This is a genomic window from Pseudomonas sp. NY15435 (genome assembly GCF_048068295.1).
Classification (GTDB): Bacteria; Pseudomonadota; Gammaproteobacteria; order Pseudomonadales; family Pseudomonadaceae; genus Pseudomonas.
The window spans coordinates 213,456-234,958 of record NZ_JBLUQA010000002.1 but is presented as its reverse complement, the minus strand read 5'-3'; the positions used below and the strand labels follow the sequence as shown (position 1 = coordinate 234,958).

At 64.0% G+C, this 21,503-nt stretch carries 32 protein-coding genes and 1 other RNA gene; 2 read left to right on the top strand and 31 right to left on the bottom strand.

Annotated elements, in window-relative coordinates; translation table 11 throughout:
• Position 1: 1 nt before the first annotated feature.
• Positions 2–3,253: a phage tail tape measure protein gene (locus tag ACNFH5_RS05215; RefSeq protein WP_416744635.1), complete on the bottom strand. Its 3,252-nt coding sequence runs from the start codon at positions 3,251–3,253 to the stop codon at positions 2–4.
• Here ACNFH5_RS05215 and ACNFH5_RS05210 point away from each other — a divergent pair.
• Positions 3,252–3,410, top strand: coding sequence for a hypothetical protein (locus ACNFH5_RS05210; protein WP_171039456.1), 159 nt, complete (start codon positions 3,252–3,254; stop codon positions 3,408–3,410). The two genes, ACNFH5_RS05215 and ACNFH5_RS05210, sit on opposite strands and share 2 nt — an antisense overlap.
• A 205-nt stretch (positions 3,411–3,615) precedes the next feature.
• On the opposite strand, the gene ACNFH5_RS05205 is transcribed toward ACNFH5_RS05210, so the two are convergent.
• The 17 genes from ACNFH5_RS05205 to ACNFH5_RS05125 all read right to left on the bottom strand — a co-directional run bounded on the left by ACNFH5_RS05205 (position 3,616) and on the right by ACNFH5_RS05125 (position 15,786).
• Complete coding sequence (locus ACNFH5_RS05205) at positions 3,616–3,966, bottom strand: hypothetical protein (RefSeq protein WP_416744634.1); 351 nt, start codon at positions 3,964–3,966, stop codon at positions 3,616–3,618.
• 51 nt (positions 3,967–4,017) lie between these two features.
• Entirely contained in the window at positions 4,018–4,755 is a 738-nt protein-coding gene (locus tag ACNFH5_RS05200) for a hypothetical protein (RefSeq protein WP_416744633.1), read from the bottom strand.
• 3 nt (positions 4,756–4,758) lie between these two features.
• Positions 4,759–4,953 (bottom strand): hypothetical protein, encoded by a 195-nt coding sequence (locus ACNFH5_RS05195; RefSeq protein WP_416744632.1) that lies wholly within the window; start codon positions 4,951–4,953, stop codon positions 4,759–4,761.
• Positions 4,954–4,961: 8 nt separating this feature from the next.
• On the bottom strand, positions 4,962–5,429 hold the full coding sequence (locus tag ACNFH5_RS05190) for a hypothetical protein (protein ID WP_416744631.1): 468 nt from the start codon (positions 5,427–5,429) through the stop codon (positions 4,962–4,964).
• Positions 5,422–5,865, bottom strand: coding sequence for a phage virion morphogenesis protein (locus ACNFH5_RS05185; protein ID WP_416744630.1), 444 nt, complete (start codon positions 5,863–5,865; stop codon positions 5,422–5,424). The genes ACNFH5_RS05190 and ACNFH5_RS05185 overlap by 8 nt, the downstream gene beginning before the upstream one ends.
• Positions 5,862–6,272 carry a gp436 family protein gene (locus ACNFH5_RS05180; protein ID WP_416744629.1) on the bottom strand — a complete coding sequence of 137 codons (411 nt, stop codon included), beginning with the start codon at positions 6,270–6,272 and terminating at the stop codon, positions 5,862–5,864. The genes ACNFH5_RS05185 and ACNFH5_RS05180 overlap by 4 nt, the downstream gene beginning before the upstream one ends.
• A gap of 5 nt (positions 6,273–6,277) precedes the next feature.
• Positions 6,278–6,724, bottom strand: coding sequence for a hypothetical protein (locus ACNFH5_RS05175; RefSeq protein ID WP_416744628.1), 447 nt, complete (start codon positions 6,722–6,724; stop codon positions 6,278–6,280).
• Between the two features lie 12 nt (positions 6,725–6,736).
• Positions 6,737–7,654 (bottom strand): Mu-like prophage major head subunit gpT family protein, encoded by a 918-nt coding sequence (locus ACNFH5_RS05170; RefSeq protein ID WP_416744627.1) that lies wholly within the window; start codon positions 7,652–7,654, stop codon positions 6,737–6,739.
• Positions 7,655–7,656: 2 nt separating this feature from the next.
• Positions 7,657–8,676, bottom strand: a complete 1,020-nt coding sequence (locus ACNFH5_RS05165; protein WP_416744626.1) for a phage protease — start codon at positions 8,674–8,676, stop codon at positions 7,657–7,659.
• A gap of 46 nt (positions 8,677–8,722) precedes the next feature.
• On the bottom strand, positions 8,723–9,415 hold the full coding sequence (locus ACNFH5_RS05160; protein WP_416744625.1) for a hypothetical protein: 693 nt from the start codon (positions 9,413–9,415) through the stop codon (positions 8,723–8,725).
• A gap of 148 nt (positions 9,416–9,563) precedes the next feature.
• Entirely contained in the window at positions 9,564–10,166 is a 603-nt protein-coding gene (locus tag ACNFH5_RS05155; RefSeq protein ID WP_416744624.1) for a formyltransferase family protein, read from the bottom strand.
• Positions 10,154–11,281: a GNAT family N-acetyltransferase gene (locus tag ACNFH5_RS05150; protein WP_416744623.1), complete on the bottom strand. Its 1,128-nt coding sequence runs from the start codon at positions 11,279–11,281 to the stop codon at positions 10,154–10,156. Before ACNFH5_RS05150 ends, ACNFH5_RS05155 begins: the two co-directional genes overlap by 13 nt.
• Positions 11,278–11,430, bottom strand: coding sequence for a hypothetical protein (locus ACNFH5_RS05145; RefSeq protein WP_171039455.1), 153 nt, complete (start codon positions 11,428–11,430; stop codon positions 11,278–11,280). The genes ACNFH5_RS05150 and ACNFH5_RS05145 overlap by 4 nt, the downstream gene beginning before the upstream one ends.
• The gene (locus ACNFH5_RS05140; RefSeq protein ID WP_138215960.1) at positions 11,399–11,593 is read right to left on the bottom strand and encodes a Com family DNA-binding transcriptional regulator; all 195 of its coding nucleotides are present in this window, start codon (positions 11,591–11,593) and stop codon (positions 11,399–11,401) included. The genes ACNFH5_RS05145 and ACNFH5_RS05140 overlap by 32 nt, the downstream gene beginning before the upstream one ends.
• Positions 11,594–11,870: 277 nt before the next feature.
• Positions 11,871–12,668 (bottom strand): phage minor head protein, encoded by a 798-nt coding sequence (locus ACNFH5_RS05135; protein WP_416744622.1) that lies wholly within the window; start codon positions 12,666–12,668, stop codon positions 11,871–11,873.
• Positions 12,665–14,233 (bottom strand): DUF935 domain-containing protein, encoded by a 1,569-nt coding sequence (locus tag ACNFH5_RS05130; RefSeq protein ID WP_416744621.1) that lies wholly within the window; start codon positions 14,231–14,233, stop codon positions 12,665–12,667. The genes ACNFH5_RS05135 and ACNFH5_RS05130 overlap by 4 nt, the downstream gene beginning before the upstream one ends.
• On the bottom strand, positions 14,233–15,786 hold the full coding sequence (locus ACNFH5_RS05125) for a hypothetical protein (RefSeq protein ID WP_416744620.1): 1,554 nt from the start codon (positions 15,784–15,786) through the stop codon (positions 14,233–14,235). The genes ACNFH5_RS05130 and ACNFH5_RS05125 overlap by 1 nt, the downstream gene beginning before the upstream one ends.
• A 59-nt stretch (positions 15,787–15,845) precedes the next feature.
• On the opposite strand from ACNFH5_RS05125, the gene ACNFH5_RS05120 reads away from it, so the two are divergent.
• Complete coding sequence (locus tag ACNFH5_RS05120; RefSeq protein ID WP_416744619.1) at positions 15,846–16,286, top strand: hypothetical protein; 441 nt, start codon at positions 15,846–15,848, stop codon at positions 16,284–16,286.
• A 5-nt stretch (positions 16,287–16,291) separates the two neighbouring features.
• Here ACNFH5_RS05120 and ACNFH5_RS05115 read toward each other — a convergent pair whose 3' ends face one another.
• The 13 genes from ACNFH5_RS05115 to ACNFH5_RS05055 all read right to left on the bottom strand — a co-directional run bounded on the left by ACNFH5_RS05115 (position 16,292) and on the right by ACNFH5_RS05055 (position 21,500).
• Entirely contained in the window at positions 16,292–16,804 is a 513-nt protein-coding gene (locus tag ACNFH5_RS05115) for a DUF3486 family protein (protein WP_416744618.1), read from the bottom strand.
• A gap of 1 nt (position 16,805) precedes the next feature.
• Positions 16,806–17,126 (bottom strand): hypothetical protein, encoded by a 321-nt coding sequence (locus tag ACNFH5_RS05110; RefSeq protein ID WP_416744617.1) that lies wholly within the window; start codon positions 17,124–17,126, stop codon positions 16,806–16,808.
• Positions 17,119–17,493, bottom strand: coding sequence for a hypothetical protein (locus tag ACNFH5_RS05105; protein WP_054906978.1), 375 nt, complete (start codon positions 17,491–17,493; stop codon positions 17,119–17,121). The genes ACNFH5_RS05110 and ACNFH5_RS05105 overlap by 8 nt, the downstream gene beginning before the upstream one ends.
• Complete coding sequence (locus ACNFH5_RS05100) at positions 17,493–18,113, bottom strand: hypothetical protein (RefSeq protein ID WP_416744616.1); 621 nt, start codon at positions 18,111–18,113, stop codon at positions 17,493–17,495. Before ACNFH5_RS05100 ends, ACNFH5_RS05105 begins: the two co-directional genes overlap by 1 nt.
• Complete coding sequence (locus tag ACNFH5_RS05095; RefSeq protein ID WP_416744615.1) at positions 18,110–18,613, bottom strand: lysozyme; 504 nt, start codon at positions 18,611–18,613, stop codon at positions 18,110–18,112. Before ACNFH5_RS05095 ends, ACNFH5_RS05100 begins: the two co-directional genes overlap by 4 nt.
• Complete coding sequence (locus ACNFH5_RS05090) at positions 18,603–18,947, bottom strand: hypothetical protein (RefSeq protein WP_416744614.1); 345 nt, start codon at positions 18,945–18,947, stop codon at positions 18,603–18,605. Before ACNFH5_RS05090 ends, ACNFH5_RS05095 begins: the two co-directional genes overlap by 11 nt.
• A gap of 81 nt (positions 18,948–19,028) precedes the next feature.
• Positions 19,029–19,466 carry a Mor transcription activator family protein gene (locus ACNFH5_RS05085; RefSeq protein WP_138215951.1) on the bottom strand — a complete coding sequence of 146 codons (438 nt, stop codon included), beginning with the start codon at positions 19,464–19,466 and terminating at the stop codon, positions 19,029–19,031.
• Positions 19,463–19,867, bottom strand: coding sequence for a gp16 family protein (locus ACNFH5_RS05080; protein ID WP_416744613.1), 405 nt, complete (start codon positions 19,865–19,867; stop codon positions 19,463–19,465). Before ACNFH5_RS05080 ends, ACNFH5_RS05085 begins: the two co-directional genes overlap by 4 nt.
• The gene (locus tag ACNFH5_RS05075; RefSeq protein ID WP_416744612.1) at positions 19,864–20,142 is read right to left on the bottom strand and encodes a hypothetical protein; all 279 of its coding nucleotides are present in this window, start codon (positions 20,140–20,142) and stop codon (positions 19,864–19,866) included. The genes ACNFH5_RS05080 and ACNFH5_RS05075 overlap by 4 nt, the downstream gene beginning before the upstream one ends.
• Before the next feature lie 15 nt (positions 20,143–20,157).
• An RNA gene (locus ACNFH5_RS05070) (hammerhead ribozyme type II) lies at positions 20,158–20,229 on the bottom strand.
• Positions 20,228–20,431, bottom strand: coding sequence for a hypothetical protein (locus tag ACNFH5_RS05065; RefSeq protein ID WP_416744611.1), 204 nt, complete (start codon positions 20,429–20,431; stop codon positions 20,228–20,230). The genes ACNFH5_RS05070 and ACNFH5_RS05065 overlap by 2 nt, the downstream gene beginning before the upstream one ends.
• A gap of 9 nt (positions 20,432–20,440) precedes the next feature.
• Positions 20,441–20,881 (bottom strand): hypothetical protein, encoded by a 441-nt coding sequence (locus ACNFH5_RS05060; RefSeq protein ID WP_416744610.1) that lies wholly within the window; start codon positions 20,879–20,881, stop codon positions 20,441–20,443.
• Between the two features lies 1 nt (position 20,882).
• Positions 20,883–21,500, bottom strand: a complete 618-nt coding sequence (locus tag ACNFH5_RS05055) for a DUF3164 family protein (RefSeq protein ID WP_416744609.1) — start codon at positions 21,498–21,500, stop codon at positions 20,883–20,885.
• Positions 21,501–21,503 lie beyond the last annotated feature (3 nt).

Below are 21,503 nucleotides of genomic sequence, written 5' to 3'. Positions count from 1 at the left end.
GTCAGTTCGCTCCGAACTTGAGGCGGGCCTTGCGCAGGTCCTGGTCGAATCGCTGGACCTCGGACGGCGAGCCTTCCAGGGCGTAGGAGCCGCCCCACGGCATCGCGAGATTGAGCGGCTGGCGCTCTCCGCTTCGCTCCATGGCCGGAAGGCTTGGGATATAGGGCACAAGGTCGGCCCGGCCAGGGGGCAGCGTGCCGGAGCGGTTCATGTGCTCCAGGGCCGTCGCGCCCAGTTGGCGAGCCGCGCGGGCCTGCAACACGAACTCTCCACGGGAGGCGTTCAGGCGGATGCTGTCGCTGGTGTTGCTGCCGGGGCCATCGATCCAGCCGCCCGCCGCGCGGCTGACGCCCTTGTCGATGATGGCCCCGGCATCCTTCTCGCTGCTGGCGACGCTCGGGTCCGCGCCGACGTAGTTGACCGGGATGGTCATGTATTGCTTAAGGCGCGCGGCCAGGTCCAGCGCCTGCTGCTCCAGGGCCTGGACGCTTTTCTCATCGCCGCTGAACTCGATGTTCACCCGCTTCATGGCTTCGGCCTTGGCGAGGATTTCGTCCATGTCGGCCTTGATCGTTGCGAGCTTCGCCGCCTGGTCGCCCTCGATGTTGCCGGCCGCCTTGTTGGCGATGTTGCCCAGCTCATCGGCCAGGCCGCCGAGGCCGTAGCCGTTTTCCCCGGCGTCTTTCAGCTCGCGCAGGACCTTGGCCGCCTCGCGCGCCTGGCGCAGGGCGTCATCGTTGCGCCCGGCCCGAAGCGATTGATTCGCCCTGGACTTGAGGTCGTATACGTCGAACAGCGACGATTGCCCTTGAGGCGCGGCGCGCACGTCCTTGGACAGGTCGGCGAACTCCTTCGCTACCGCTTCGCGTTGCTTCTTCGCGGCCTCCAGAGCCTTGTTGGCGGTCTCGTAGGCGCGCAACTGGGCAGCAAGGGCAGTCTTGAGCTTGCCCAGGTTGTCCGCCCTGATCTTGTCCATGTTGTCGTTGTGGCGCTTCTCGGCGGCCTCCAGTGCCTCCGCCGCTGCGGCCTGGTCGGTGTTCATCTGCTCCAGGGCCTGGCCGTATTCACGCGCTCGGCGAGCAGAAGCCAATGCCTCGTTGCTCACTGGCGCGGTCGGGCCGTCCCGCTGCATGTCGCGCCGGCTGATCAGTTCGGACTGTTTCCGGTAGTGCTCTTCCGCCAGGCGCAACGACTCGGCATAGGCCTTGCGCTGCTCATCGTTCATACGAGCCAGCGCCTGGGTCGGCTGGATCACCACGTCGGCATATTCCACCGTCTTGGTGATGGTGTCGCTGAGCGCCTTCTCGTAGTCCTGCTGGCTCTGGATCAGCTCCTGGTTTTGCTCGTACAGGTCGTACAGCTCCAGGAGCTTGCCGCCGGTCCACGAGAACACGCCCAACGCCAACGCGCCTTTGGCAACGCTGGCGACGGATGCGAGGTTCCGCAGCGTCGGAATCAAGCTGGTAGCGCTGGTGCCGACCTGGGCTAGCCCTCCAGCCGTGGCGGCGGCGGCGGCTGGAGTTGCTGCCAGGTGCCCCAGGAATAGCTGTACGGGGCTCCTGAGCGTTGCGATAGCGCTACGCAGAGCGATAGCTGTGATCGTCATAGCGGCCATTGCCGCGATGCTCACCCGGATGGGTTCTGGCAGGCCGTTGAATGCCTTGAGCGCGTCTCCTGCAACTTCAACGAGTGGGAGAAACGCTGTAGCGGCTTCTCCGAGCTGGAGCTTGGTCTCCGCGAGCGCCGCGTTGAATCGGTCCAGGTCGGCCTGCGGGGTGTCGGCCATCTTCTGATACGCCGCCTCCATGGAGCCCCCAGCCGCGCCCATGGCTGTTACTTCAGCACGCATCTCTTTGATGTATTGGGTCAGGCTTAGAACGGCAGTGCGCGCCTCAACATCAGGGATCAGTTGCCGCATTGCATCAAGCCCGAGCTTGCGGGATGCGATGTCCTCCAAGGTGGCGGTGAGGCCCTTCCAGGTGATGCCCAGCTCATCCATTTTCTTCTGAGCATCCGGCGTTGGCGCGGCCAGAGCGTTGATCGCACCTTTCAGGGCAGTCACGGCCTGCGGAGTGCGAATGCCGGCGATGGTCATGCGGGCGATTGCCGCCGCAACTTCATCGAATCCGACGCCGGCCGCTTTCGCGCTGGGCAGCACGTCGCCCAGGTACTGCGACAGCTCGGGGAAGGTTGTCACGCCGTCGCGCACGGCCAGGAACATCTGGTCGTATCGCAGTTCCAGATTCTCGATGCTTTCGCCATAAGCGTTGACAACGGCCAGGCCGCCAGCCGCCGCCGCCTTTGTTTCGGTGAGGCCCGCGATTGCGGCTTTCGTCGAAAGGGTGAGAACAGAAATACCGTTGTTCTCTGAGACGCCAGACGAAAGGATATCGTTGAGCGCTTCCGCCGATTGCGCCGCATCCCTGCCCATGGCAACCGAGAGCTGGCGGACGTCGCGGGACATGGCCTGCAACTCCGGCCTGGTCATGTTGGTGATGCTATCGACCGCCGCCATTTCCTGGGCAAAGCGGGCATAGAAGGCCAGCAACTGGCCGCCGCCGTACGCGAGAGCGCCGACACTGGCCAGGGCAACGCCGGCCTGGAGGTGGACCTGGCCGAGGGATTTCGCCCAGCCATTGGTACCTTCCAGCAGCTCGGAGGTTCGCTCCCGCAGCCGTACCTGCGCCTGGGCTAGTTCAGCAGAGGACAGACCGCCAACACGCTGCAGCGTCTGGTACTGCTGCTGGAGCAGCGCAACCTCATTGCGTATCTCGCGGTGTGGTCGAATGTTCAGGGCCGCGCGAGCCCCTGCAATTCGCGCCTGCTGGTCGGAGGCCTTCGAGGCCTGTGCCAAGTCTGCCGCCAGACGCTTTTGCTCGTTGCTCAGGTAGTTGGTGTCTACCCCGGCCGCCTTCAGCGATGCAGACAACTGCGCCAACTGTGAGCGCTGGGAGGCAATAGCTTGTTCGAGGGATTTGGCGTCAGCCGTAGCCGCGCGGTAGGCCATTTGCTGGGCCTTCGTCGGCCGCTCGGCGCTGATCAACTCGTTGGAAAGGTCGCGTACCTTGTCGCGGACGGCGTTGAGTTGCTTGTCGTTCTCGACTAGGCTGGATTGCAGGTCGCGCAGGGACGCGATTTGATTGAGCGGGCGCCGCAGCTGATCGACCAGCGCAGAGTAGCCGGCTCGAAAATTCTGCATTTCGGTGCGCCCTTGGCGCGCATCGACGGTTAGAGAGAGGCGAACGTCCGTCATGAAGTTCTATCACCTGGTGCTTATCGTTGGCCTGGTTGCCCTGGTCGCGCCTAAAGCTGCGTGGGGCTTCGTGGCCTTTACCGCTGTTGCAGCGGTTGCACTCTGGCTGCTGGTCCTGTCCGGGGTAGGCAAGAAGCGCGGAGCGCCTAAAGGCTGATCATTACGGCGAAGCATCTACTCGCCGCCGCCTTCGCCTTACTGGAAACACTTCAGTGGAAAGCAGAAGCCCCGCATCGCGCGGGGCTTCTTCGTTGTGGGCTATCGCCCTTCCTTGGTTCTCTCGGCGGCCGCTATAGCCTCTGCGTGTGCCGCCTGCCAGGTGCCCCAGGGGTATTCCCATAGGCCGGTGTGGCCGTGCCGGATTAGGGCACTGGCGTTTCGCTCGAGCTGCCGGAGAGCTTCGCCAGCACCACTCGCCCCGTCTCCTCGACGCGAGCGCGCAGGGCGAAAAAATCCTTATTGATCTCGCGGCAGGCCTCATAGACCTTGCGCAGCTGACTCGGCGCTAGTCCTTCGATGATCTCTTGTTCAAGGTCGGTCATCAGTAGCAGTTCGCGGAGCCCGATCTCTTCCAGGACCGCGTAGTCCACCATGTCACCGTCGCCGCCCTCGGCCATGCTTTTAAGCATCTGGCGGATTTCTCCCACCGTCAGCTCCCGCACCTGCACGATGACTTCGCCAAGGCGAACAGTCTGCGTTAGGGCCATGCTCATTTGCAGTTACTCCAGGAGCCGACCCCAAGCGGGGCCGGGGAGGTGGATGGGTTACAGCCAGTCGATGCGGTAGAACGGCGACTCGTCGGTTGGGCGGCTGGAGTCCGCGAGCACTTCCCCCTTGGCCAGCAGCTTGCCGGGGTTCTCGGCATCGATCAGGGACAGTTCCTCGGCCGGCGGCGCCTTCCAGCGGTGGACGGTAACCACCACCGGACGCCCGCTGTCAGCTTCATTGAGGCCATCGAATACCAGCTTGTACTCCGCACCGGCCTCGATGATGGGCTGGATGCGGGTGCCCTTGGTGCTGGTGTACGCAATGGTGGCCGGAGTCGCTTCCGTGATGGCCGTGCTGTCTGCTGGAACCCGGACCCCAGCCGCCGAAACCACCACGGCGTCAGCAGGAATCGGTGTGCTGCCGGCGGTTTTGGTCAGTACCACGTTAGTGGGGCCGGGGAACTCGGTCGGCGACAGGCCGCCCGGAACCAGGACGATACTCTCGCCGGTTACCGTCTCGACAGCCAGGTTTTCCAGCCCACCCTGCAGAAACAGCGCCTGGTTTTCCGGCGTCCACTCCTGCGCCTGCACGGTCAGGTCGATCCCCTCCAGAGTGTCGAGCTTGGCCAGGTTCCCACCGCCGGGGCGGCGGTGCTGTTTCCAAGTGGTGGAGGTCGTGCGGTGGGCAAACTTAAGCTGCTCCACGTCGCCCATGTCACGCAGGATCGCATCGGCCAGGCCCAGGCGCTGGATGTACAGGACGCCGACGCCCTTGAATACTTGAGGTTGTGCCATGGCTTACTTCGCCTCCACTCGTTCGCCGACCTTGAAACGGTCGATGATCAGTTGTGCATCACCCTCGGTCACGGTGATCACCGCGTCCTTCGGGTGCTTGATGCCGGCGTGACGGTGGCCGCCCTCGGCGGTGATCTTCACCTTCACATCGGCCGGTTTGGATTCGCCCGCCGAGGCGGGGCTCTTTTCGTTCTTCATGTGTCCTCCTAATGGACTCGGGGGTGTTCAAACTTCACCGGCCAAGTCAGCACCCAGGCTGCGGTGCCTTTCTTGTCCAGCTCGGCGTGGTAGAGGTTGGCGGCGCGCATGTCCTTCGCGTTGATGCTGTCCATCAGGGCCAGGCCGCAGCGGCTGCCAGGGAGCGCCGCTTGCAGCGCGGCGGTCACTCTCAACACGTTGCTGGCGCGGCTGCCGCCCTTGCCCAAGTCGCCGGCCAGGGCAACCACCACCGCGTGGGCGGTGACTATCAACTGGCCCTTGCCGTTGGTTTCGAACTTCAACCCCTCCAGGGCGAGCCGGCAGGCCGTGGTGCTGGTCGAGTAGCGTTCTAGGTCGGTCGGGGTAAAGCGCCCGCCGTGAAGTGCCGTCTCAACCTTCATGCCGGCCAACTCGAAAACTTGAACTGCCCAGGTCTTCAGACCGGCCAGCACCTGGTCGGCGGTTAACTCACTCATCTGCGATGTCCTCCAGGTAGTCCTCGATCAGGCCGACGACGTCTTCCAGGTCCTCGCCCTCCAGGCCAAGGTACTCGCGCTGCGGAATGCCTCGATCCTCGTCGCCGAACTGGTGGGTTGCGGCATACACCAGGGGACTGCCGACCAGGACGCTGTCAGCAAGTACCTGGTACGTCAGGCTGTTCAGCAGGTGCCCGCCCCCTTGCAGCAGGCTCTGCCCGCTGTGCCGGGTCTCGGCGTAGTCCGCAGACCACTCCGGCCACGGAGTGCCGGAGGGACTGGCCTTGTCGACCTGGATGCGTCTGCGCGTCTGGCTCTCTACCTCGGCGCCGATGCCCTCCAGAAGGGGCCCCAGGTCCAGCTCGGCCAGGCGGTCCAATCGCCGGGCCAGGCGCTGGTCCTGGAGCAGGTTGACGTTGATGGCTGCGCCGCTCACAGCAGCCCCCTGAAGCGCACGGGCTGGGCTTCGAACCACGCATCGCCGCTGCTTTCCTGCTCAGGCGGTGTCGGCAGGCCAAGGGAGACCTCCCCCGAGGCGATCCTGCGCAACAGGGCTACCGCGTCCTCATAGCGCTTGCGCTTCTCTTCCGTTGAGCTGTTCCCATCTGCCGACAGTCGATAGAGCGCGATGTCGGAGCAGAGCCGCACAAGAACTTCAGGAACCGAGGGCAACGGCAGGCGGTTCTTGGCGCCGACGTAGGTGTCGATTTCGGCGCTTGCATCCAGCAGCGCCTGGTCGACCACGTCGTCATCGAGCACGCCGTCCTGGTCGCGATCCGCTACGACCAGGAGGGCGTCCATGCCCCAGCGTTCCACCATGTTCGTGCGCGTGGCGTAGGGCATGGCGTTTACTCCTTGCCACCCTCGGCGCCTTCACCTTCCGCAGACTTTGCGGAAGAGTTGGCGCCGTCGCCGCCCGGCTGGTCGTCCTTGGCAGCCGACCCTGCCGGCTTCCCTGCCGCCTTGGCCGCGCCATTGCTCTTGGCCGCGCCAGGCTTGGCGGCGGTATTGGGCTTGGGCGCCTTTGCCGGCGCCTTCACGGCCTTTGCGACGGGCGCAGCAGGAGGCTCAGCCGAAGCGGAGCCACCATCCGGGGGTGCTCCATCGCCACCAGACTGACCGGCTTCGCCGGCCAGCTCGCCATCCTCCAGGGTGACGGTCAGCACCGGGTCGCCCTGGAGTCGCTCCAGCTCGTCCTGGGTGAAGCGGTCCTCGGCGAAGTCCTGGGGCTGCTTTCCGAACACGACGCCCAGGCGGCGGTAAACGGGGCGACCTGCCTTGATGCGCACGATCATGACGACGCCCCCTTAGGCCAGCTCGTTGCATACGAACAGCTCGGCGGTGCCGGCCCATTCGTTGCCGCCGTTCTCGTCCTTGATCAGCAACCGGCGCGCTGCGGCTTCCAGCTGGGGTGGAACGACCAGGAGTCGAGGCGTGATGTTCAGCGGGCGACCGCCATCGGCCTTGAACTGGCCCATGGCTGCACGTGCCTTGCCGTAGAACTCACCGGTCAGCGGTTGCTGACTGGCATAGGCCATCTGCCAGAAGCCGAAGCCGGCATTGCAACGGTAGCGAATACCGTGCTCGAACTGGTCTTCGTCGAAGACAGTGTCGCTGCTGTTCGGGTTGGTCTTGCTGGTCAGCTCCGGCCTGGTACGCTCCTGGAAGATGATCGGCTTGATCGCGCGCGAGACGTCCAGCAGATACCAGGTCGGCCCCGGACTAGCGCCGGGAATGTCCAGGTTGCTGACGGGCACCGCAGTACCGGTGCCGTCGACCTCGGGATACACAGGGTGTTCGGTGTCGAAGAAGTTCTGGCCGTCGTAGCAGGCCGAGGTCATACCCGCTTTCAGCGCCTCGAACACCAGGGAGTCGGGGTGATAGGCAGCGGCGCGGCCCATCTCCTCGAACATGGGCAGATAGATGCCGGCCTGGTCGTCCTCGATGGCGGTACGCGGAACGCCGACGGTGCCTTCGAACAGCTTGTTCGTGATTTCGTAGCCTTCCGCCGCCATCTGCTTGACGACGCGAGCGCCTACCCACTCGCGCAGCATGGGGAACTGGCCCAGCCAAGCGTAGAGGCTGGAAGCGCTGACGCTGGGCACCAGCGTGGCGATGTTCTTCCATTGGGCTTTGGCTTGGTTTTCGCTCAGCGCGCGCTGGAACTCGGAGCGGTAGCCCTTGAACAGCGGGGCGAGTACGGCCGGCGTGATGATAGTAGGCATGGTTACTTGATCCCCTTGGTTTTTTCGAGGTACTGCTCATCGGTCCAGCCGAACTGGCGGGCGGCCGCCTGCTCTTCCGAGTTGAGCGCTGTCTTTTCGGTCCGGCGCTCGCCGTCCGGCGCGACCGGATCGGTTACGGAAGGCGCGGCGGCCACGAACTGGCGGAAGCGCTCCAAGCCGCCCGCCTCCTGGCAGGCCGCCAGGTGGTAGTCCTTGGTTGCCGGGGTGATCTTGCCGGCCTTGAGGGCGTCCTCGATCTCGGCGTTGATCGCCGTAGCGAGTTGGGTCTTAGCCTGCTGGTCGAGCTTCTGCTCGGCATTGAGGGCGCGTTTTTCCAGGTTGTTGTAGTCCTGGCGCGGGACGTAGAGGTCCAGCGACGGAACGCGCGTCTCGCTGTTCGCGGCGGTCTGCAGGGCGACTTTCTTGTCTTCCAGCAGCTTGTTGATGGCTGCCACGGCTTCCTCTTCCGTAGCGGTTTCCGGCAAGCCAAGGGCCGCCAGGATGGCTGCAAGCGCCATATCGGATTCCTCCGGTTGTTGGGATAGGGATGGGGCCTGCTCGGAGTTGAGGGCCTTGGTGACGAGGTTCGGCTTGTTGACCAGGCCAAAGCTGCTGAAGCGGTAGATGTGGCCGGTGCGGTCGTCGTAGGCGAAGACGGGCGAGATGTAGCGGTACTGGCGCGCTTCAATAGCGTTGCGGGCTTCTTTGGTCCACTCGACGCGGGCTTCCAAGGCGCCGCGTTCGTTTATGCGGTACTCACGCGCCCAGCCGGAGGCCTCGGCCTTCTCGCCTTTGGGGGCTTTCAGCTCGGTAGCGTGCTCGTAGTCGAATGGCAGATCGGCGCCCTGGGTGTGGGCAACCGTCTCGGCGATGACCTGATTAGCGTCGTAGGTCCACTTCCGGCCATCGCGGCCGGTCACGTTCGGACCTGGCGGGAGCACCTCGACCCACTCGGGCACGTCGGTGCCCAGCTCAAAACAGAGCGCGGTGGCGAGGGAGGATTGCAGAGTGGGCTTCTTCATGCCGCCATAGTCGGCGGCATGAAGGTGGCGGTTTACCGGAAAGGTTTCAGTGGATCTTTGAAGCTGCTTTAACACCCATAGGTGTTAGTGCATAAAGCCTTCGTTCGTATCGATCAGTATCCCATTCAACCAAACCGTCATTGCTTAACTTCTCTAATATTTTTATGACGGTTCCCACCTTTAATTTTCGCTTGTCTGCTATCTCCACGGCCGTTGCTGGCCTATCGACTGAGTGCAGAAACTTTAATGCCGCCGCCGAAATTATGTTGTAGGTGAAAGGCCTCACGTCGGGGGTATCGGCCCCAAGGCTAGCCTCAGGAGCGGGGGCGGACTGACTCACCGTAGGTGCAGGTACCTTGGGCGCATCTTGCCCAAGCAGTCGAGCAACCTCCTCAGTGACCCGAGCCAATTCTTGCCGCCTCTGCTCAGCGATTCTGGATTGGCGCAACTCGGATTTAGCCCGCCAAATGACGAAGGACCGCCGTCCCAACTGAACAGAGAGAGCAGCTAATGCAGCGAGGACCGCAATGTAGGCAATCATGATTACCCAAATCGGCACCTCAAAAGTAAAGGGAAGGGGCGTGGCTAACCATTCAACGAGCCCAGATGCAGCGCTGCTGTAGTTGTCCCACCCCTTTTTTGCTAGCGACCAAAGCGCGGCAAGAATGGCTAAATAGACGCCGCCCAGCAGTGTGTCTCTGACCGTTTTGTTCCAGAAGTGCTCTTTCCAGTTTGTCACTGAACTAATCCCTAGGTTTCTCCCTGGGCGTTAGATTATCGGCACTTTGCCACTAGCGCCTACCCTGGCCGACGAATTCCCCGTCCAAGTCACCATGGTGAAGCGCCTATCGTCAGGACGTGGGCCTTTCCTCCATAAAATGCTGCATTTATGAGCAGTGCGTCGCCAGCGGCTGGGGAGCAAACGCGGGCTCCCAGGTCGCCAGGGTTTCATCCTGCGCGGCCCCCGTGCAGGGTTCGCCTCTGGCGAGAGCCGCGAGCGTCTCAGCAAACAGGCTCACGCCCATTGGCCCCAGTTCGCGGCGCCACAGATCAGCGGCGCTATCCCCCGGCCGCACATGGCACCAGCGCTGGGCAACTACTGCACCAGTGTCGGCGCCGTCATCCATCCAGTAGAGAGACCCGCCAGTTACCGGCTCCCTCATGTGCAGCGCCCAGCGGATGGCGTCTCGCCCCCGGTGCCTTGGCAGTAGCGACGGGTGATAGCCGAGCGCGCCAAGCCTGGCCCGGCCCCTCGCGCCGGCCGTGATGAAGGCGTGTGCGTGTGCCGCCAGTACCACGTCGCAGGCAGGGACGTGGTCCGCAGTTACCCGGCGTGCCTCCTCAATCACCGGAAGCCCCCGGTGCTGTGCCTCTGCCGCCAGGCTGTCGCCTGGCGGGCAGATGACAGCAACAACGTCCTGGTCGCTCTCCACGCAAAGGCGAAGCACCTGCAGGGCCAGCCACTTCTGTCCAACGATCACGACTTGCATTCGGACTCTCCCAGGTAGCGGAAGCCCTGGACCGCTCGGAAGTGGCCCCCATATCCAGCGCCGGATGCAACATGCCGGCCCAGCCGCCGGTTGCTTTCGAGCATCGACTCCTTCGACCTGGCCTTGTTGCCGCCCAGCAACTGGGCAGAGACCTGTGTCCAGTGCCGGTCGCGCCGCAGCGCCGCTGCCAGTCCGGGGTGGCTGGTGTGGAACAAGGTGCGCAGCGGCTTCTGATATCGGTTCTCGCCTTCCAGCCAGCGAGCGCACAGCGCATTGAGGAACCTCATTCCAACTCCCGCGCCTTGCCATTCCGGCATGACCACCAGGCGGCAGGCCCGCGCCTCGATCAAGCCGGGCCGCGTCGAGAAGGCTATGTGCGCCACTGGCTCGCCGTCGACCCAGCCCGTGTAGTGAGACGCGGCAACCATCGGGGGCAGCTTCAGATAGTGATGCGGCTCAAACAGGGCATAGTCGCGCTGGCGAGACTCCCGAATCTCAAGGTCGAAGCGGGGCCTTGGCCGATGCCACCCCCTGTGGAACTGGCCAGATGCGGTGTCGTACACCCAATCCGGCTGGACCCAATCCAGGATGTCGTAGTGGCAGGACAGAAGGACCGCCCGCCCGCCTGTCCGGCGCCAGGCTTTGGCGAAGGCGCCCGCGCCGATCCGGGCGATCTGCCTGTCGACCACCGAGCTGAACTCATCAACGACCGCCAGCTCGGGCGCCTCGCAAACAAGGCGCGCAAGGTTCGCCCGGAACTGCTCGCCGTTGGACAGCACCGGGAAGGGGCGGAGCCAGGCCGGCACGCTGCCCAGGCCTACCGCAGACAGCGCCGAGGTAACCGCATCAAAGGAGCCGTCGGGCGCAATGGCGTCAATGATGGGCTTGCGAGCCGGCCAATCCGGCGCGTAGAGGTCGCCGATTGCCCGGCCAAGCGTGGTCTTGCCGCTGCCGGATGGGCCAACGATGACGCCGATCTGCCAGGCCATGTCCTCGATTGGCAGGTCTGCCTGGACTTCCACCTGGTTGCCGGCCTCCACGTTGAACAGCGACTTCACCCGCGCGGCGCGGTAGCTATCGAAGTCTGGGCACTGATGAAGTGTCGAGAGCCTCATACGCACACCACCCGGACCTTGAAGCCCTGCGCCTTGAGGCGCTGGTAGGCCTCCTGCTGCTGCTGTTCAGTGGGGCAAACGACGATCACGCCGAAGCGCGGTTTGTACTGGAACCCGTTACGTCCGGGCGCCTTCTTTTGTTGTGCCATGGTGGCCTCCGTGTCCGGCGCTCGGCGGCGCTCTATTGGGGAGGCTCTCGGCCTTCTGGTGGTTTAGCGTCCCGCAACGGGAGCACTTGATCTGCAGCTCGGTCAGTTGCCCGACCTTGGCGAGCAACCGCCCGCACTTTCCACAACGAACCTCTTTCAACATCTCTGCTAAGCCTTCTGGTTTCTGGTAGGCTCGCCCGGCTCGACGTCGAGCGGGAGGGCCTCGGCTGGCTTGCAGGAATCGTCTGCTTGTCGGCGCCTGACTGGGGTGTTCCCGCACACCAATCTGGCGCCCTCTCTTCACTTCTCCTTCGACTACCGCTTCATCCTCACCCCCCGCTTACCGTTAGAGCCCCGTTAGATTTGCGCGCAAGGCCTCTCAAGCCTTCTGCCGCGCCCATGGCCTAGCCCCGCAGCCGTTTCGCTTAAACAGGGGCCTTCTAGGGCGTTTCGCCTTTTTGCAGCACGGTCGATGCCTTCTCCTTGTCCTCCAGAAGCTGCTGCGCCTGTTTCAAACGGGGCACCGCGCCGGGGTTGTACGCCCAGCCGGGCTCGATTCCTTCCGGCACCTGGAGCACCTGGCCGGTGCGGCGGTTCACGTACTCCTGCAACTTGCCGTTGGGCGCCTCGGTCGAGTACTTGCCGCTAGCTTGCAAGCGCTCGGCCTCTCGCCGGCTGACCTGCCGCACCCAACACTTGCAGCCCCACCCATTGGGCGGGAAGTGGGTTTGCCAGAACGGGTCGTCTGCGCGCAGCAGGAGGCCTGACCATGCGACGTGCTGGTCTCGGTGGTGCCGGCTGGGGCCGAGCTGGTAGAGCAGGTACGGGTGAGTCTTCCTGGTGCGCTCGATGCGCTCCCATTGCCCCGCTGCGTTGGCTGTGCGCAGGTTCGTGTCATAGATGACGCGAAGTCGGCGCGGGCTGCCCAACTGCACCTCGCGGGTCTGCCCGGTCAGCGGGTCCGCCATTTCAGCCTTGCCCCACCACCCAAGCTTGACCAGGAGCGGCTGCAGCTCGCGCCGGAAGGTGTTGTAGTCCTGGCCGCCATCGACCATCTCGTCCACGGCGGCGCGGATCGCTTCCAGGATGTCCAGCTTCATCGCCTTGGCCACCGTCCAGGTGGTGGCGTGTTCCTCCTGGAATACGTCCCGGTGGTCAAAGCTGGGCTTGATGCCCTTGGCGCGAAGCCAGTCGAGCGCTTCCTTTGGCACTGGAACCTTAGGCTGTTCTGGCGTCACAGCGCATCTCCAGCGTCGCCCAGCGCGCGGGCCTTAAAGCTGGCCAGCGCAAGCGCCTCGACCAGCTTGGCCGGGTCCATTTCGGCGAGCAGCCCGCTTAGGCCGGCGCGGAACTCTTCAAAGCTACCGGCCTTGTCGGCCAGCGCCTGGATGGGGTCCAGCACTGGGCGCACCAAGGGCTCCCAGTCGCTCAGGTCGTTGTCGGCCAGTTGGTCCAACTGGTCGCGCTGCCCCTCGGCGTTGAGAGCCTTGCGGTGCGTTGCGCCGGCACCACACTGGCAAGCGTGCTCTTGGTTGATGGCCGACAATGGCTGCATGCCGCCGGATGGGCGGAGCACGGCAGCGCCTTCGGCGGGTGCGGCCAGACCGAACCTGTCCAGGATCGCGGCGGCCTCGACCGGCAGGCCTCGGTCAATGAACGGGGTCAGCGCGTCGGCCAAGGTCTTGAGGTCTTCCGGCTCCGTGACCTGGAGGACAACACGCGGGTAAATCTTCTGCGGCCCATAGTTCAGGTCGATGAAGATGCGCACCAGGTGATTGACGGTGGCGGCCAGTTGTTTGGCATCGGCGCGCAGGATGTCTTTGCGAACTTCGTTATGGACGTTCGCCTGGCTCTGGCTGGACCCGTCATCCGTGGTCATGGTCTGCCCCAGGACGGCCTTGCTGATTTGCTTGTCCAGCCACTCGGCCAGCTTCTCGAACAGATCGGCGCCGCCCGCCGCGTTAGCGATCTCCTCGAAATCGATCTTCATCCCTTCCGGGAGAATCGCTGCAGCGTCCGCCGCAAGCTGGGCAACTGCCCGCCGCAACACGGCGATGTCGTCAGGCTTCGCGCCTGGGCCATAACGCCCGATCCGCAACGGCATGCCGAACAACTCGGCAAAGCGCATCCAGTCCTTCAGGGAGAACGACTTGCACATGTACGACACGGCCACCAAGCGCGCGACCCCGCCGCGAATGGGCAGGCCCGACTTGAGGCGGGGCCGGTGGATCAGAAGGCGATCCGGGGGCAGCTCCAGGCCCTGGCCGGTCGAGTCGATCAGTTGCAGGCGCTTGCCCGTCACCCGGTCGAACTGGAACCAGCGCGGGTCGCGGTACTCGTAGCTCTTCGGCCAGAACTTCCCATCCCTGTATTCCCAAAGCGGCTCGACTACGGAGTAGCCCTTGCCGATGGCGTCCAGAAGGTCGTCCAACATGTCGCCGAACTCGGGCAGCTCCACCAGCTCGCGCACCGCGACCGCCAGCTCTTCGGCGCGCGGGTCTCCGCTGGCCGCTTCCACGCTGATCGGCAGCCCTGAGACTGCGCGCTTACGAGTGCCCAGGACTGCCGCGTAGTGCGGGTCCTTCTCTTCCATTTCCTCGGCAAGGGTCAGGTAGTCGCGGGCGTCTCCCGTTGCAGCGGCGTTGAGGATGGCGCGAAGCCGCGCCGGGTCCAGCGAGGTGGATACGGTATCGGTCGACCACGCCTGATAGACACCCGTGACGCTTGCGTGTACGACCTCTTGCAGGATGTTCACCTGTTCGAAGGGGCGCCCGCTGGCGTCGAGGATTGCGGATTCAGCCATTACAGAACACCTCTAATGCCCCAGCCGGAGGGCTGGTCATCATCGAATTTATCGGAGTTGGTGGGCCTCACGGCCTCATAGGCGTACCGCTCGATTTCCATGCGGCTGGCGAAGCGCGCCAGGGCCATGGCAATGCCCGCGTCGCCATGGCGCTTGCCGCCTTCTTTCTCGGTCGTGCGAGTGTCAGGAACTCGAGCCACGCCCCTGACCATCTTGAATGCGCGCAAGTCGCCGATGACGTCGCGGTCGCTTGGCAGGTCGTAAAGCGTCCCATCTTCCAGGTCGGCCTTGAGGCCCGGCATGTTGTCCCGATACCAGCCCTCGGTGAGCATCACCTGGCTGATACGGTTGTGCCCGTACTTGATCGCCGCTGCCTCGGCCAACTGCTGGCCATTGCCGCGCGCATCGTTGGCGCCTGCCATGAAGCTGGGCAGCCGGTCCACGATGTAAAACAGAATCTGTTCCTGCTGCTTGAACGGCACGCCCCTCAGCTCCACCAGGAAGGGAGGCCGCTTGCGGCTGTCCTGCTCCTGGAGCAAGGGCACGATCACGGACAGGTCGCCGCTGCGGGCGAAGTCCATGCCGTAGAAGCTCCAGGCGTTGGGCGGCAGCAGTGCCAAAAGCGGCGCAAGCTCTCGCTCGCACCACGCGAAACTGTCCGCCAGGCGCAGCGCCTCGTCAGTGGTTACATAGCCCGGCTTGTACGCCAGGCGCAGCACCGGAACGCCGGACCTGCTGCGCTGTTCCAGCAGCGCCAGAGACAGGTAGGTGCCGCCACCCTGGCTGGGTATGCAGTCCAGCTCTTCCTCAGCGGCGTCGCCGTAGAAGGCGTACACGTCATCCACCCAAGCCTGTTCCTCGGCGGCTTCGTAGGGGATGCCCTTGCGCAGGCATACGCGGTTGTACAGCCCATCGGCTACAGCCTTCTTGAAGTCGCAGTGAAAGAGCACGCCCTTGCGTTTGCCAGCGCGGATCTGCTCGATCAGCTCATTGAAAGGGTTGTCCGTGCCGTCGTGGGTGCTGATGACGTGTACCTCGCCGCCCCAAATCAGCAGGGCAAGTGCGGCCTTGAGCAACTGCGCCAGGTCGGCGTGGAAGGCCGCCTCATCGATAACCACAATGCCCTGGCGGCCCCGCAAGTTGGAGGGCCGACTCGTAAGGGCGACGATGCGGTTGCCGCTGGGGAAGGTGATCGCATAGGTCTTGATGTTCTTGTCCGGGCCATCCGGCCAGATGCCTTCCTCGATCTCCCCGGCGGCGTAGTCGAACGCGCGGGCCCACATCGCGCAGGCCTGGATGTACTCGACTGTCATGTCCTGGTTGTAGCCGAGGTAATAGACCGTCTGTCCCCCGGCATTCTTTGCGGCGGACGCGACCAGGACGTTGTCTGCCGCCTCGGCCCAGGTCAGGCCGATACGACGGCTTTTCTCGCCGACCTTGAGCGGCGCGCGAATACCAATCCACTCCTTCTGGTAACCCAGGAGCACCGCAGGCACCGACAGGTCCGTAGCTTGTGGCTCGGCCTCAAACAGCGGAGAAACTACATTGCTCATGTTCGGGGGCTCACGGTTATAGTTTTGGTGGCCGATGTGGCTTGTATAGGAGAAGCAACATGCTGGAATGGTTTGCGGCAGCGGTCAGCAGTACTCAAACGGCTACAGACATTGCCAGGGCGCTGGTGGAGCTTCGAGACGGCGAGCTGATCCGCAGCAAAGTTTTCGATTTGAACCAAAGCTTGATGAGTCTTCAGCAACAGCTCATGACAGCTCAGGTACAACAAATGGAAATGCAGCAACGCATCTCTGACCTTGAGGCTGCCTTGCGCAAAGCGCAGGAGCGAAATGACGACCGAAGCAAGTATCAGCTCGTCAGGCTCCCAGCAGGAGGGATGGCGTATGAATGCATGGAGCCCGGAAGCCACCACTTCGTCTGCAGCAATTGTTTCGACCAAGGAGAAAAGTCGGTACTGCACCTTCACTATCTTGCCATCGGCAGCAATTACTCCTGCCCCCGCTGCAAAACGGTCGCTCGGCATTACCGGCATGAGGGGTAGCGAGGTCAACTCGCGACTCCCAGAATTTCTCGACGTATTTCGGCCACAGTGTCGGCGCTGAGGCCGCCTTTTTTGGCGATCTTCTCGACCTTTGCGGCGGCATCTTCGGCGCGGTCGCGGTACTCGGCCTTCCACTTTGCCTGCACAACCGAGGCGCGCCCCAGTTCGGCCACCGCCTTGGCGACCTTGGGCAGGTCGAGCTTGCCCTCGGAGGCCATCAGCAGCTTGAACAGGTGGTCCTGGACCAATCGCATGAGCGCTTCGTTGACGGCGCCCTCGTCATCAGGGGCGGCCCTGACGACGGCCTGTGCCTGCTCGCTGGACTGGCGTAGAGCCGCCAGCCGGTCTTCGAAGTTCTGGCCATAGGCGTGCAGGGCAGACTTGCCGATGCTGAAGCCGCGCGCTTCCAGCTCGGCTGAAAGCGCCTCATAGCCGGAGAAGTTGGACTCCACCAGCGACTGGTCGAGCCATTCCTTCACCGAGGGCGGAAGCTGTTTGACCTTCGAGCGGGGCGGCATATCAGGCGCCCCCGTTTGCCCAGTACTTCTCGGGGCGTGCAATACCTGGGTGGCACTCGATGGTGTACTCGGCGATGTCCGCGCCGATGTGGGTCAGGCCACATACCCAGTGGCCGGAGGGCTTTTTATCCAAAGTGACCAGCATACGGTCGGCTAGGTAGTCCAGCTCCCTCCGCAGCTCCAGGGGAGTGGCGTCCGGGTAGATGCCCTGGATGGTGGAGAGCACGACGGTTTCGTGTGGGTCCACGGGCCGCGAGGTGTTGAGGGTCAGCAGGATGAACCAGCGTAGGGATTCCCGGCGAGCCTTGGCGGGGTCAATCATTGCGTGCTCCTTTGAGCAGGATGTTTTCGAACTTGAGCGCCAAGCCGTCGAGCTTGGCCTCGATCACTGATTGCCCGCGTACCCAGTCTTCGCGGCGGACGTACTCCATGGGCAGCTCGGCCTTGAAATTGAGGAAGGCTCGCTCCAACTGCTGAACCGCAAGCGCGTCCTTGTCCTGGCGCTCCAGGACCTTGGCGAAGTTCTTCTCCCAGTGCTCGCCAGCCTCGCGGCGCGCCTCGTCCTGGGCGGCGAACTTCTCAGAAAGGCGTTTCTCGAACTGCCACAGCAGTAGCCGGACCAGGCCGACCACAATCCCGGCGAAGGTGGACAGCAGCGTGATTGCCCAGCCGATCATTTCGGTTGCCATCAATGGCCCTCCAAGACGTTGATCAGAGCGTCCAGCTGAGTGGCGGTGCCTTGGCACTGCTCGGCATAGCGGACGTGGTGGGCCAGGACGGCGCGCTGGTCGATGCCTGAGGGGAGTTGCTCAGCGGGGTCGCCTGTGGTGGCCGGCGCATCAGCTCCTGCGGGATCAACCACGGCTGGCATCCGGGCTCCGGTTGCTTCGTCGTAGATTCGCACCCAGCCGCGAGTAAGCACGCAAGCAGGCACAGGCTTAGGCGGCGCGTCGAGCGCGTCCCGGTATAGGTCGTTGACACGGGCTATCTCTCCAGAGAGTCGGTCGGTGGTGTTGCGGTACTGGCGTTTTTGCTCGGCCAGGTCGGCGGCAAGCCGGTCAGCTCGCGCGGCCTGTTCTGCCTCCCGCTTCGCGCTGGCTTTGGCATCAGCCGCTACCTGCTGGGCTCTGCGGGCTTCCGCCTCGGCGTATTTGCGCTGCTGCAGCTCCAGGGCGGCCTTACCCTCGGCCTGTGCTGTGGCGTACCCCTGAGCCCGCGCGGTGGACTGCATGGCCTCGGCCCCGAGTACGACCAGGCCAAAGATGATCAGGACGGCTACTACACCGGAGAGTCGTTGAACCCAGTTCACAGGTTGGCCTCGCACAGTTCGCGCTCGGCCGCACGTCGACGGACCAGGCCGCGAAGTTGCACACCGCCAGCGCGGGTCCAGTTGGAAAGCTGCGCGCAGGCCTGGGCGATCCGGCCCGCCTGCAGCTCGCGCAGCATGGTTGAGTGGGCGCCGCCCTTGAGCCAGACGAATCCATCCTTCACGCCCGGACCACCGGGGCCGACGTTGTAGATGAAAGACAGGTAGGCGGCGATGGTCTTGGCCGGCAGGCGGTCGATGACGTCCTGAGGCACCCAGGCGCCGAACACCTGGGCGGCTTCCTCCAGGCCCTTGCGGGTCAGTGCGTCGCACTGGGCCGGCGTGGCCTGGTCGCCCAGCTTCACGCCTCGGGTCCAGCCGTCGCAGATAGTTGGGATGCCCACCGGATCGGCGTAGGCCAGCAGATTGCGGCCTTCGAAGTAGCCCACCAGGGGCGTGGCGACGCTCAGCGCGACGGCCAGCACACGGGTCTTAATCCCCATTGCCGCCTCCCACCAGGGCCTTGAGCTTGGCCAGCTCGCGCTGGCCTACCTCGGGCGCCGATTTCTTGAAGTCGCTGATGCGGTAGCTGGTGTCATCGCGGCGTGGTGCAGGCTGCGGGCCCTCGGCCATCGACTGACGGCGGCCGCTGATGAACTTGCGGTAGGCCTGGATACGGGAATAGCCCGTCTTGACGTGCTCTTCGACCAGCTCGCGCCAGTGTTCAGGGCAGCGCTCCATCAGGCTGCGGCGGCGTTCCAAGCCCGGCTCGGCAAGCACCATCGCGGCGTAGTCGCGCGGGCTGGTGGGGGCGTGAGAAATAGGCTGCGTGTTCATGCCGCCATATTGCTAAGGCGGTGACCGCTACCTCAGGTGAAGGGTTTCAGTGGAAACGAAAAGCCCCGCAGGGTGCGGGGCTTAGTGGAACAGGTCGGGCGTCTGCGGCCCAGGTTCCTGAAGCGGCTGCTTGAGGATGTTCCAGATTTGACGGTCGCTGAGCTTGTTAGTTCGCGCCAGCTCCGCGACCACGGTATTGGCGGTGACGCCCTCGCGTACCGCCTGGACGAACTGCTGGTTAATCTCCAAGTCGCGCAAGCGCCGGAGGGCTACGGCGCAGCGCGGGATGTAGATGTTGTTCCCTTGCAGACGGTCGGTGAGGCGCTGCGCGGCCTCGTCGCCCACGATATCGGCCAGTGCGGCGACACGGATGCGGCCGTTGCGGTTCGCCCCCTTGGCAAACTCCCAGGAGGTGCCGCCCAGTTCCTCAACCAGTTGCAGGGCGGAGGACATTCCCACCGCCTCAGCGATCTCCAGGACTACAGCGGGAAGCTGGTCGCGCACCTGCTCCAGATTCATACCGGCCGCCCGTTGCGCTTCGCGTCGTAGGCCAGAGCCGCAACCAGCTTGCCGAGCTGCTTGCAGTCCATCCACTCGATCTGATCCACCTTGCAGATGCGCTTGCCCATAGCTTCTGCGTAGCTCCAGGGGCGCCCGGCCTCTGCCAAGAAGGCCTCGATCTTGGCCACCAGGGGCTTGCGGTCTTCGGACACTTCCGGCGCCGGGCGATCTGCTGGCTTCGCGGTGGACGTCCAGCCCAGGCGCTCCAGCTCGGCCAGGACGCGGCCGATCTGGCGAGGGGTCAGCTTGGTCGATGACGATACGCCAGCCACGCGCTCCAGGAGCGCGCGATAGGTGTCGTCTTCCATGCCCAACTGGCGGCGGGCGATCTGGATCAATTGGCGGCCTTTACTACTCATGCCAGGTTCCTCGGGTTGAGGGCGCGGCGATATTCCTCAGGCTCATTCCGCGCCATGTTGCCCAGGTAGCGGAGGCCGAGAGTGATGGCCTCGTCTTCTTCTTCGAAGCCGCCGACCCGGCACATGTCGTCAATGTCTGCGCGAGTGCCGGCGTAGATTTCAAGCTTGAGCTTTTGCGCGCCCACCGCATGTTTGTGTGCCGCTTCTCGGTCGCGCAGATTCTGCTGGCGCTTGGCGTCCTGATTTCGGACCCTGTCAGTGCGTGGCTTCTTCATAGTGATTCATCATTTCCTTGGCTGCTCATCAGTACCCAGCCACCACGCTGGGCAGACCATCCCGGCCTCACCGGGGTGGTTTCGCTCAGTGGACGGCGTTGCTGCTCTGCTGCCGATGAATCGGGATCGCCTGCAGGGCCATTTCGAAGTTGATCAGCTCCAGCACTTTGATGGAGGTGAGCTGCGCGGGTGTCCCCCCCAGGTGCTCGCGGGCACCTGACGCGGTGCGGCGCATGTCGAGCGACATACCGCTCGGGGTGTCTTCCAGGGTGATAGTGACTTTGGCCATGTGATTCCCTCAGCGCTGGCGGTGAAACTTGATGTTGAAATCGCGGATGATCTGGCGGGCGTGCTTCTCTCCAATTCCCACCGCTTTGGCTGCTTGGCCGGGAGCGGCCCCCAGCGCGGCCTGGACAATGAGTCGGGCTGCCAACGTGCGTGCATCGAGCAGCGGAGCCGGGGTTGCCCGCTCGGGCTTGGCCTGCGCGGTTAGCGGACGTTCCACGGGCGGGGCCTCCGGCGCCGGGGCCGGCTGCTCGAACAGGTGGGCGTAGACCGGGCTCCTGGCGGGGTTCAGGACAAAGGTGTACTTGTCGCGCATCTGGTGGCCGACCTGCTGAATCTCGCCGCCCTGGGCGAGAAAGTCGGTGGTCAGTTGCTCCAGGCGCTGCCGCTCGGCTTCGTGGTATGGCGAGCGCAGCGGTAACGGGTCAGTCTGAGTGTCGTGGTAGCGCTGCATCTCAAACCCCCGCGATATCAAGCGAGAGGGCTTTCCACTGGTCGCTATCTCCGACCCGTTCATAGACCCGGATGTAGTCCTTGGAGCCGGCTACTTGGCAGGCATCGCCGATGGCGTCCATCGCCTGTTTCCAGCGCTCGTCCTTGATATCCAGGCGGCGCAGCGCCAAGACTCGGGCGGTGCGAATTTCGCCCTTGGTGTCTACCCGGAAAGCGTCGTTGATGAGCACGACCACCTCGGGGCGAGCGCCCTCGGTCCATTCGAGCAGGCATGCGTCGATCAGCTCGCGCGCGGCAACAAGTCGCTCATCGAACCGAATAGATTCCTGCACCGCCTTGGTGATCTTGTAGCGCCCGTCGAAGGACAGCAGAGAGACGTTGCCCTTCGTGCCGCGACGTTTGACTCCGTACTGCTCGACGGACAGGTCCACGAAGGCGGCAACATCACCGAAGGCGCTCACCTTGAAATCGGCCAAAGCCTTGTTCAGGGCTTTGGCCTTGTCGACAAGCTCCAGCACTAGCTCGTCGCGCTCCCGGTCGATGGGCTTGATCATGTCTTCGTGAACCAGGCGGCGCTGGGCGTCGTATCGGTAGCCGGCGGGGATTGCAGTTGCGTTCATATG

Excerpts from the sequence above, each read along its gene's own strand:
- ACNFH5_RS05210 (WP_171039456.1), top strand. The coding sequence starts at position 3,252 with ATGAAGTTCTATCACCTGGTGCTTATCGTTGGCCTGGTTGCCCTGGTC.
- ACNFH5_RS05215 (WP_416744635.1), bottom strand. The coding sequence starts at position 3,253 with ATGACGGACGTTCGCCTCTCTCTAACCGTCGATGCGCGCCAAGGGCGC.
- ACNFH5_RS05205 (WP_416744634.1), bottom strand. The coding sequence starts at position 3,966 with ATGAGCATGGCCCTAACGCAGACTGTTCGCCTTGGCGAAGTCATCGTG.
- ACNFH5_RS05200 (WP_416744633.1), bottom strand. The coding sequence starts at position 4,755 with ATGGCACAACCTCAAGTATTCAAGGGCGTCGGCGTCCTGTACATCCAG.
- ACNFH5_RS05195 (WP_416744632.1), bottom strand. The coding sequence starts at position 4,953 with ATGAAGAACGAAAAGAGCCCCGCCTCGGCGGGCGAATCCAAACCGGCC.
- ACNFH5_RS05190 (WP_416744631.1), bottom strand. The coding sequence starts at position 5,429 with ATGAGTGAGTTAACCGCCGACCAGGTGCTGGCCGGTCTGAAGACCTGG.
- ACNFH5_RS05180 (WP_416744629.1), bottom strand. The coding sequence starts at position 6,272 with ATGCCCTACGCCACGCGCACGAACATGGTGGAACGCTGGGGCATGGAC.
- ACNFH5_RS05175 (WP_416744628.1), bottom strand. The coding sequence starts at position 6,724 with ATGATCGTGCGCATCAAGGCAGGTCGCCCCGTTTACCGCCGCCTGGGC.
- ACNFH5_RS05170 (WP_416744627.1), bottom strand. The coding sequence starts at position 7,654 with ATGCCTACTATCATCACGCCGGCCGTACTCGCCCCGCTGTTCAAGGGC.
- ACNFH5_RS05165 (WP_416744626.1), bottom strand. The coding sequence starts at position 8,676 with ATGAAGAAGCCCACTCTGCAATCCTCCCTCGCCACCGCGCTCTGTTTT.
- ACNFH5_RS05155 (WP_416744624.1), bottom strand. The coding sequence starts at position 10,166 with ATGCAAGTCGTGATCGTTGGACAGAAGTGGCTGGCCCTGCAGGTGCTT.
- ACNFH5_RS05150 (WP_416744623.1), bottom strand. The coding sequence starts at position 11,281 with ATGAGGCTCTCGACACTTCATCAGTGCCCAGACTTCGATAGCTACCGC.
- ACNFH5_RS05145 (WP_171039455.1), bottom strand. The coding sequence starts at position 11,430 with ATGGCACAACAAAAGAAGGCGCCCGGACGTAACGGGTTCCAGTACAAA.
- ACNFH5_RS05140 (WP_138215960.1), bottom strand. The coding sequence starts at position 11,593 with ATGTTGAAAGAGGTTCGTTGTGGAAAGTGCGGGCGGTTGCTCGCCAAG.
- ACNFH5_RS05130 (WP_416744621.1), bottom strand. The coding sequence starts at position 14,233 with ATGGCTGAATCCGCAATCCTCGACGCCAGCGGGCGCCCCTTCGAACAG.
- ACNFH5_RS05125 (WP_416744620.1), bottom strand. The coding sequence starts at position 15,786 with ATGAGCAATGTAGTTTCTCCGCTGTTTGAGGCCGAGCCACAAGCTACG.
- ACNFH5_RS05120 (WP_416744619.1), top strand. The coding sequence starts at position 15,846 with ATGCTGGAATGGTTTGCGGCAGCGGTCAGCAGTACTCAAACGGCTACA.
- ACNFH5_RS05115 (WP_416744618.1), bottom strand. The coding sequence starts at position 16,804 with ATGCCGCCCCGCTCGAAGGTCAAACAGCTTCCGCCCTCGGTGAAGGAA.
- ACNFH5_RS05110 (WP_416744617.1), bottom strand. The coding sequence starts at position 17,126 with ATGATTGACCCCGCCAAGGCTCGCCGGGAATCCCTACGCTGGTTCATC.
- ACNFH5_RS05105 (WP_054906978.1), bottom strand. The coding sequence starts at position 17,493 with ATGGCAACCGAAATGATCGGCTGGGCAATCACGCTGCTGTCCACCTTC.
- ACNFH5_RS05095 (WP_416744615.1), bottom strand. The coding sequence starts at position 18,613 with ATGGGGATTAAGACCCGTGTGCTGGCCGTCGCGCTGAGCGTCGCCACG.
- ACNFH5_RS05090 (WP_416744614.1), bottom strand. The coding sequence starts at position 18,947 with ATGAACACGCAGCCTATTTCTCACGCCCCCACCAGCCCGCGCGACTAC.
- ACNFH5_RS05085 (WP_138215951.1), bottom strand. The coding sequence starts at position 19,466 with ATGAATCTGGAGCAGGTGCGCGACCAGCTTCCCGCTGTAGTCCTGGAG.
- ACNFH5_RS05080 (WP_416744613.1), bottom strand. The coding sequence starts at position 19,867 with ATGAGTAGTAAAGGCCGCCAATTGATCCAGATCGCCCGCCGCCAGTTG.
- ACNFH5_RS05075 (WP_416744612.1), bottom strand. The coding sequence starts at position 20,142 with ATGAAGAAGCCACGCACTGACAGGGTCCGAAATCAGGACGCCAAGCGC.
- ACNFH5_RS05065 (WP_416744611.1), bottom strand. The coding sequence starts at position 20,431 with ATGGCCAAAGTCACTATCACCCTGGAAGACACCCCGAGCGGTATGTCG.
- ACNFH5_RS05060 (WP_416744610.1), bottom strand. The coding sequence starts at position 20,881 with ATGCAGCGCTACCACGACACTCAGACTGACCCGTTACCGCTGCGCTCG.
- ACNFH5_RS05055 (WP_416744609.1), bottom strand. The coding sequence starts at position 21,500 with ATGAACGCAACTGCAATCCCCGCCGGCTACCGATACGACGCCCAGCGC.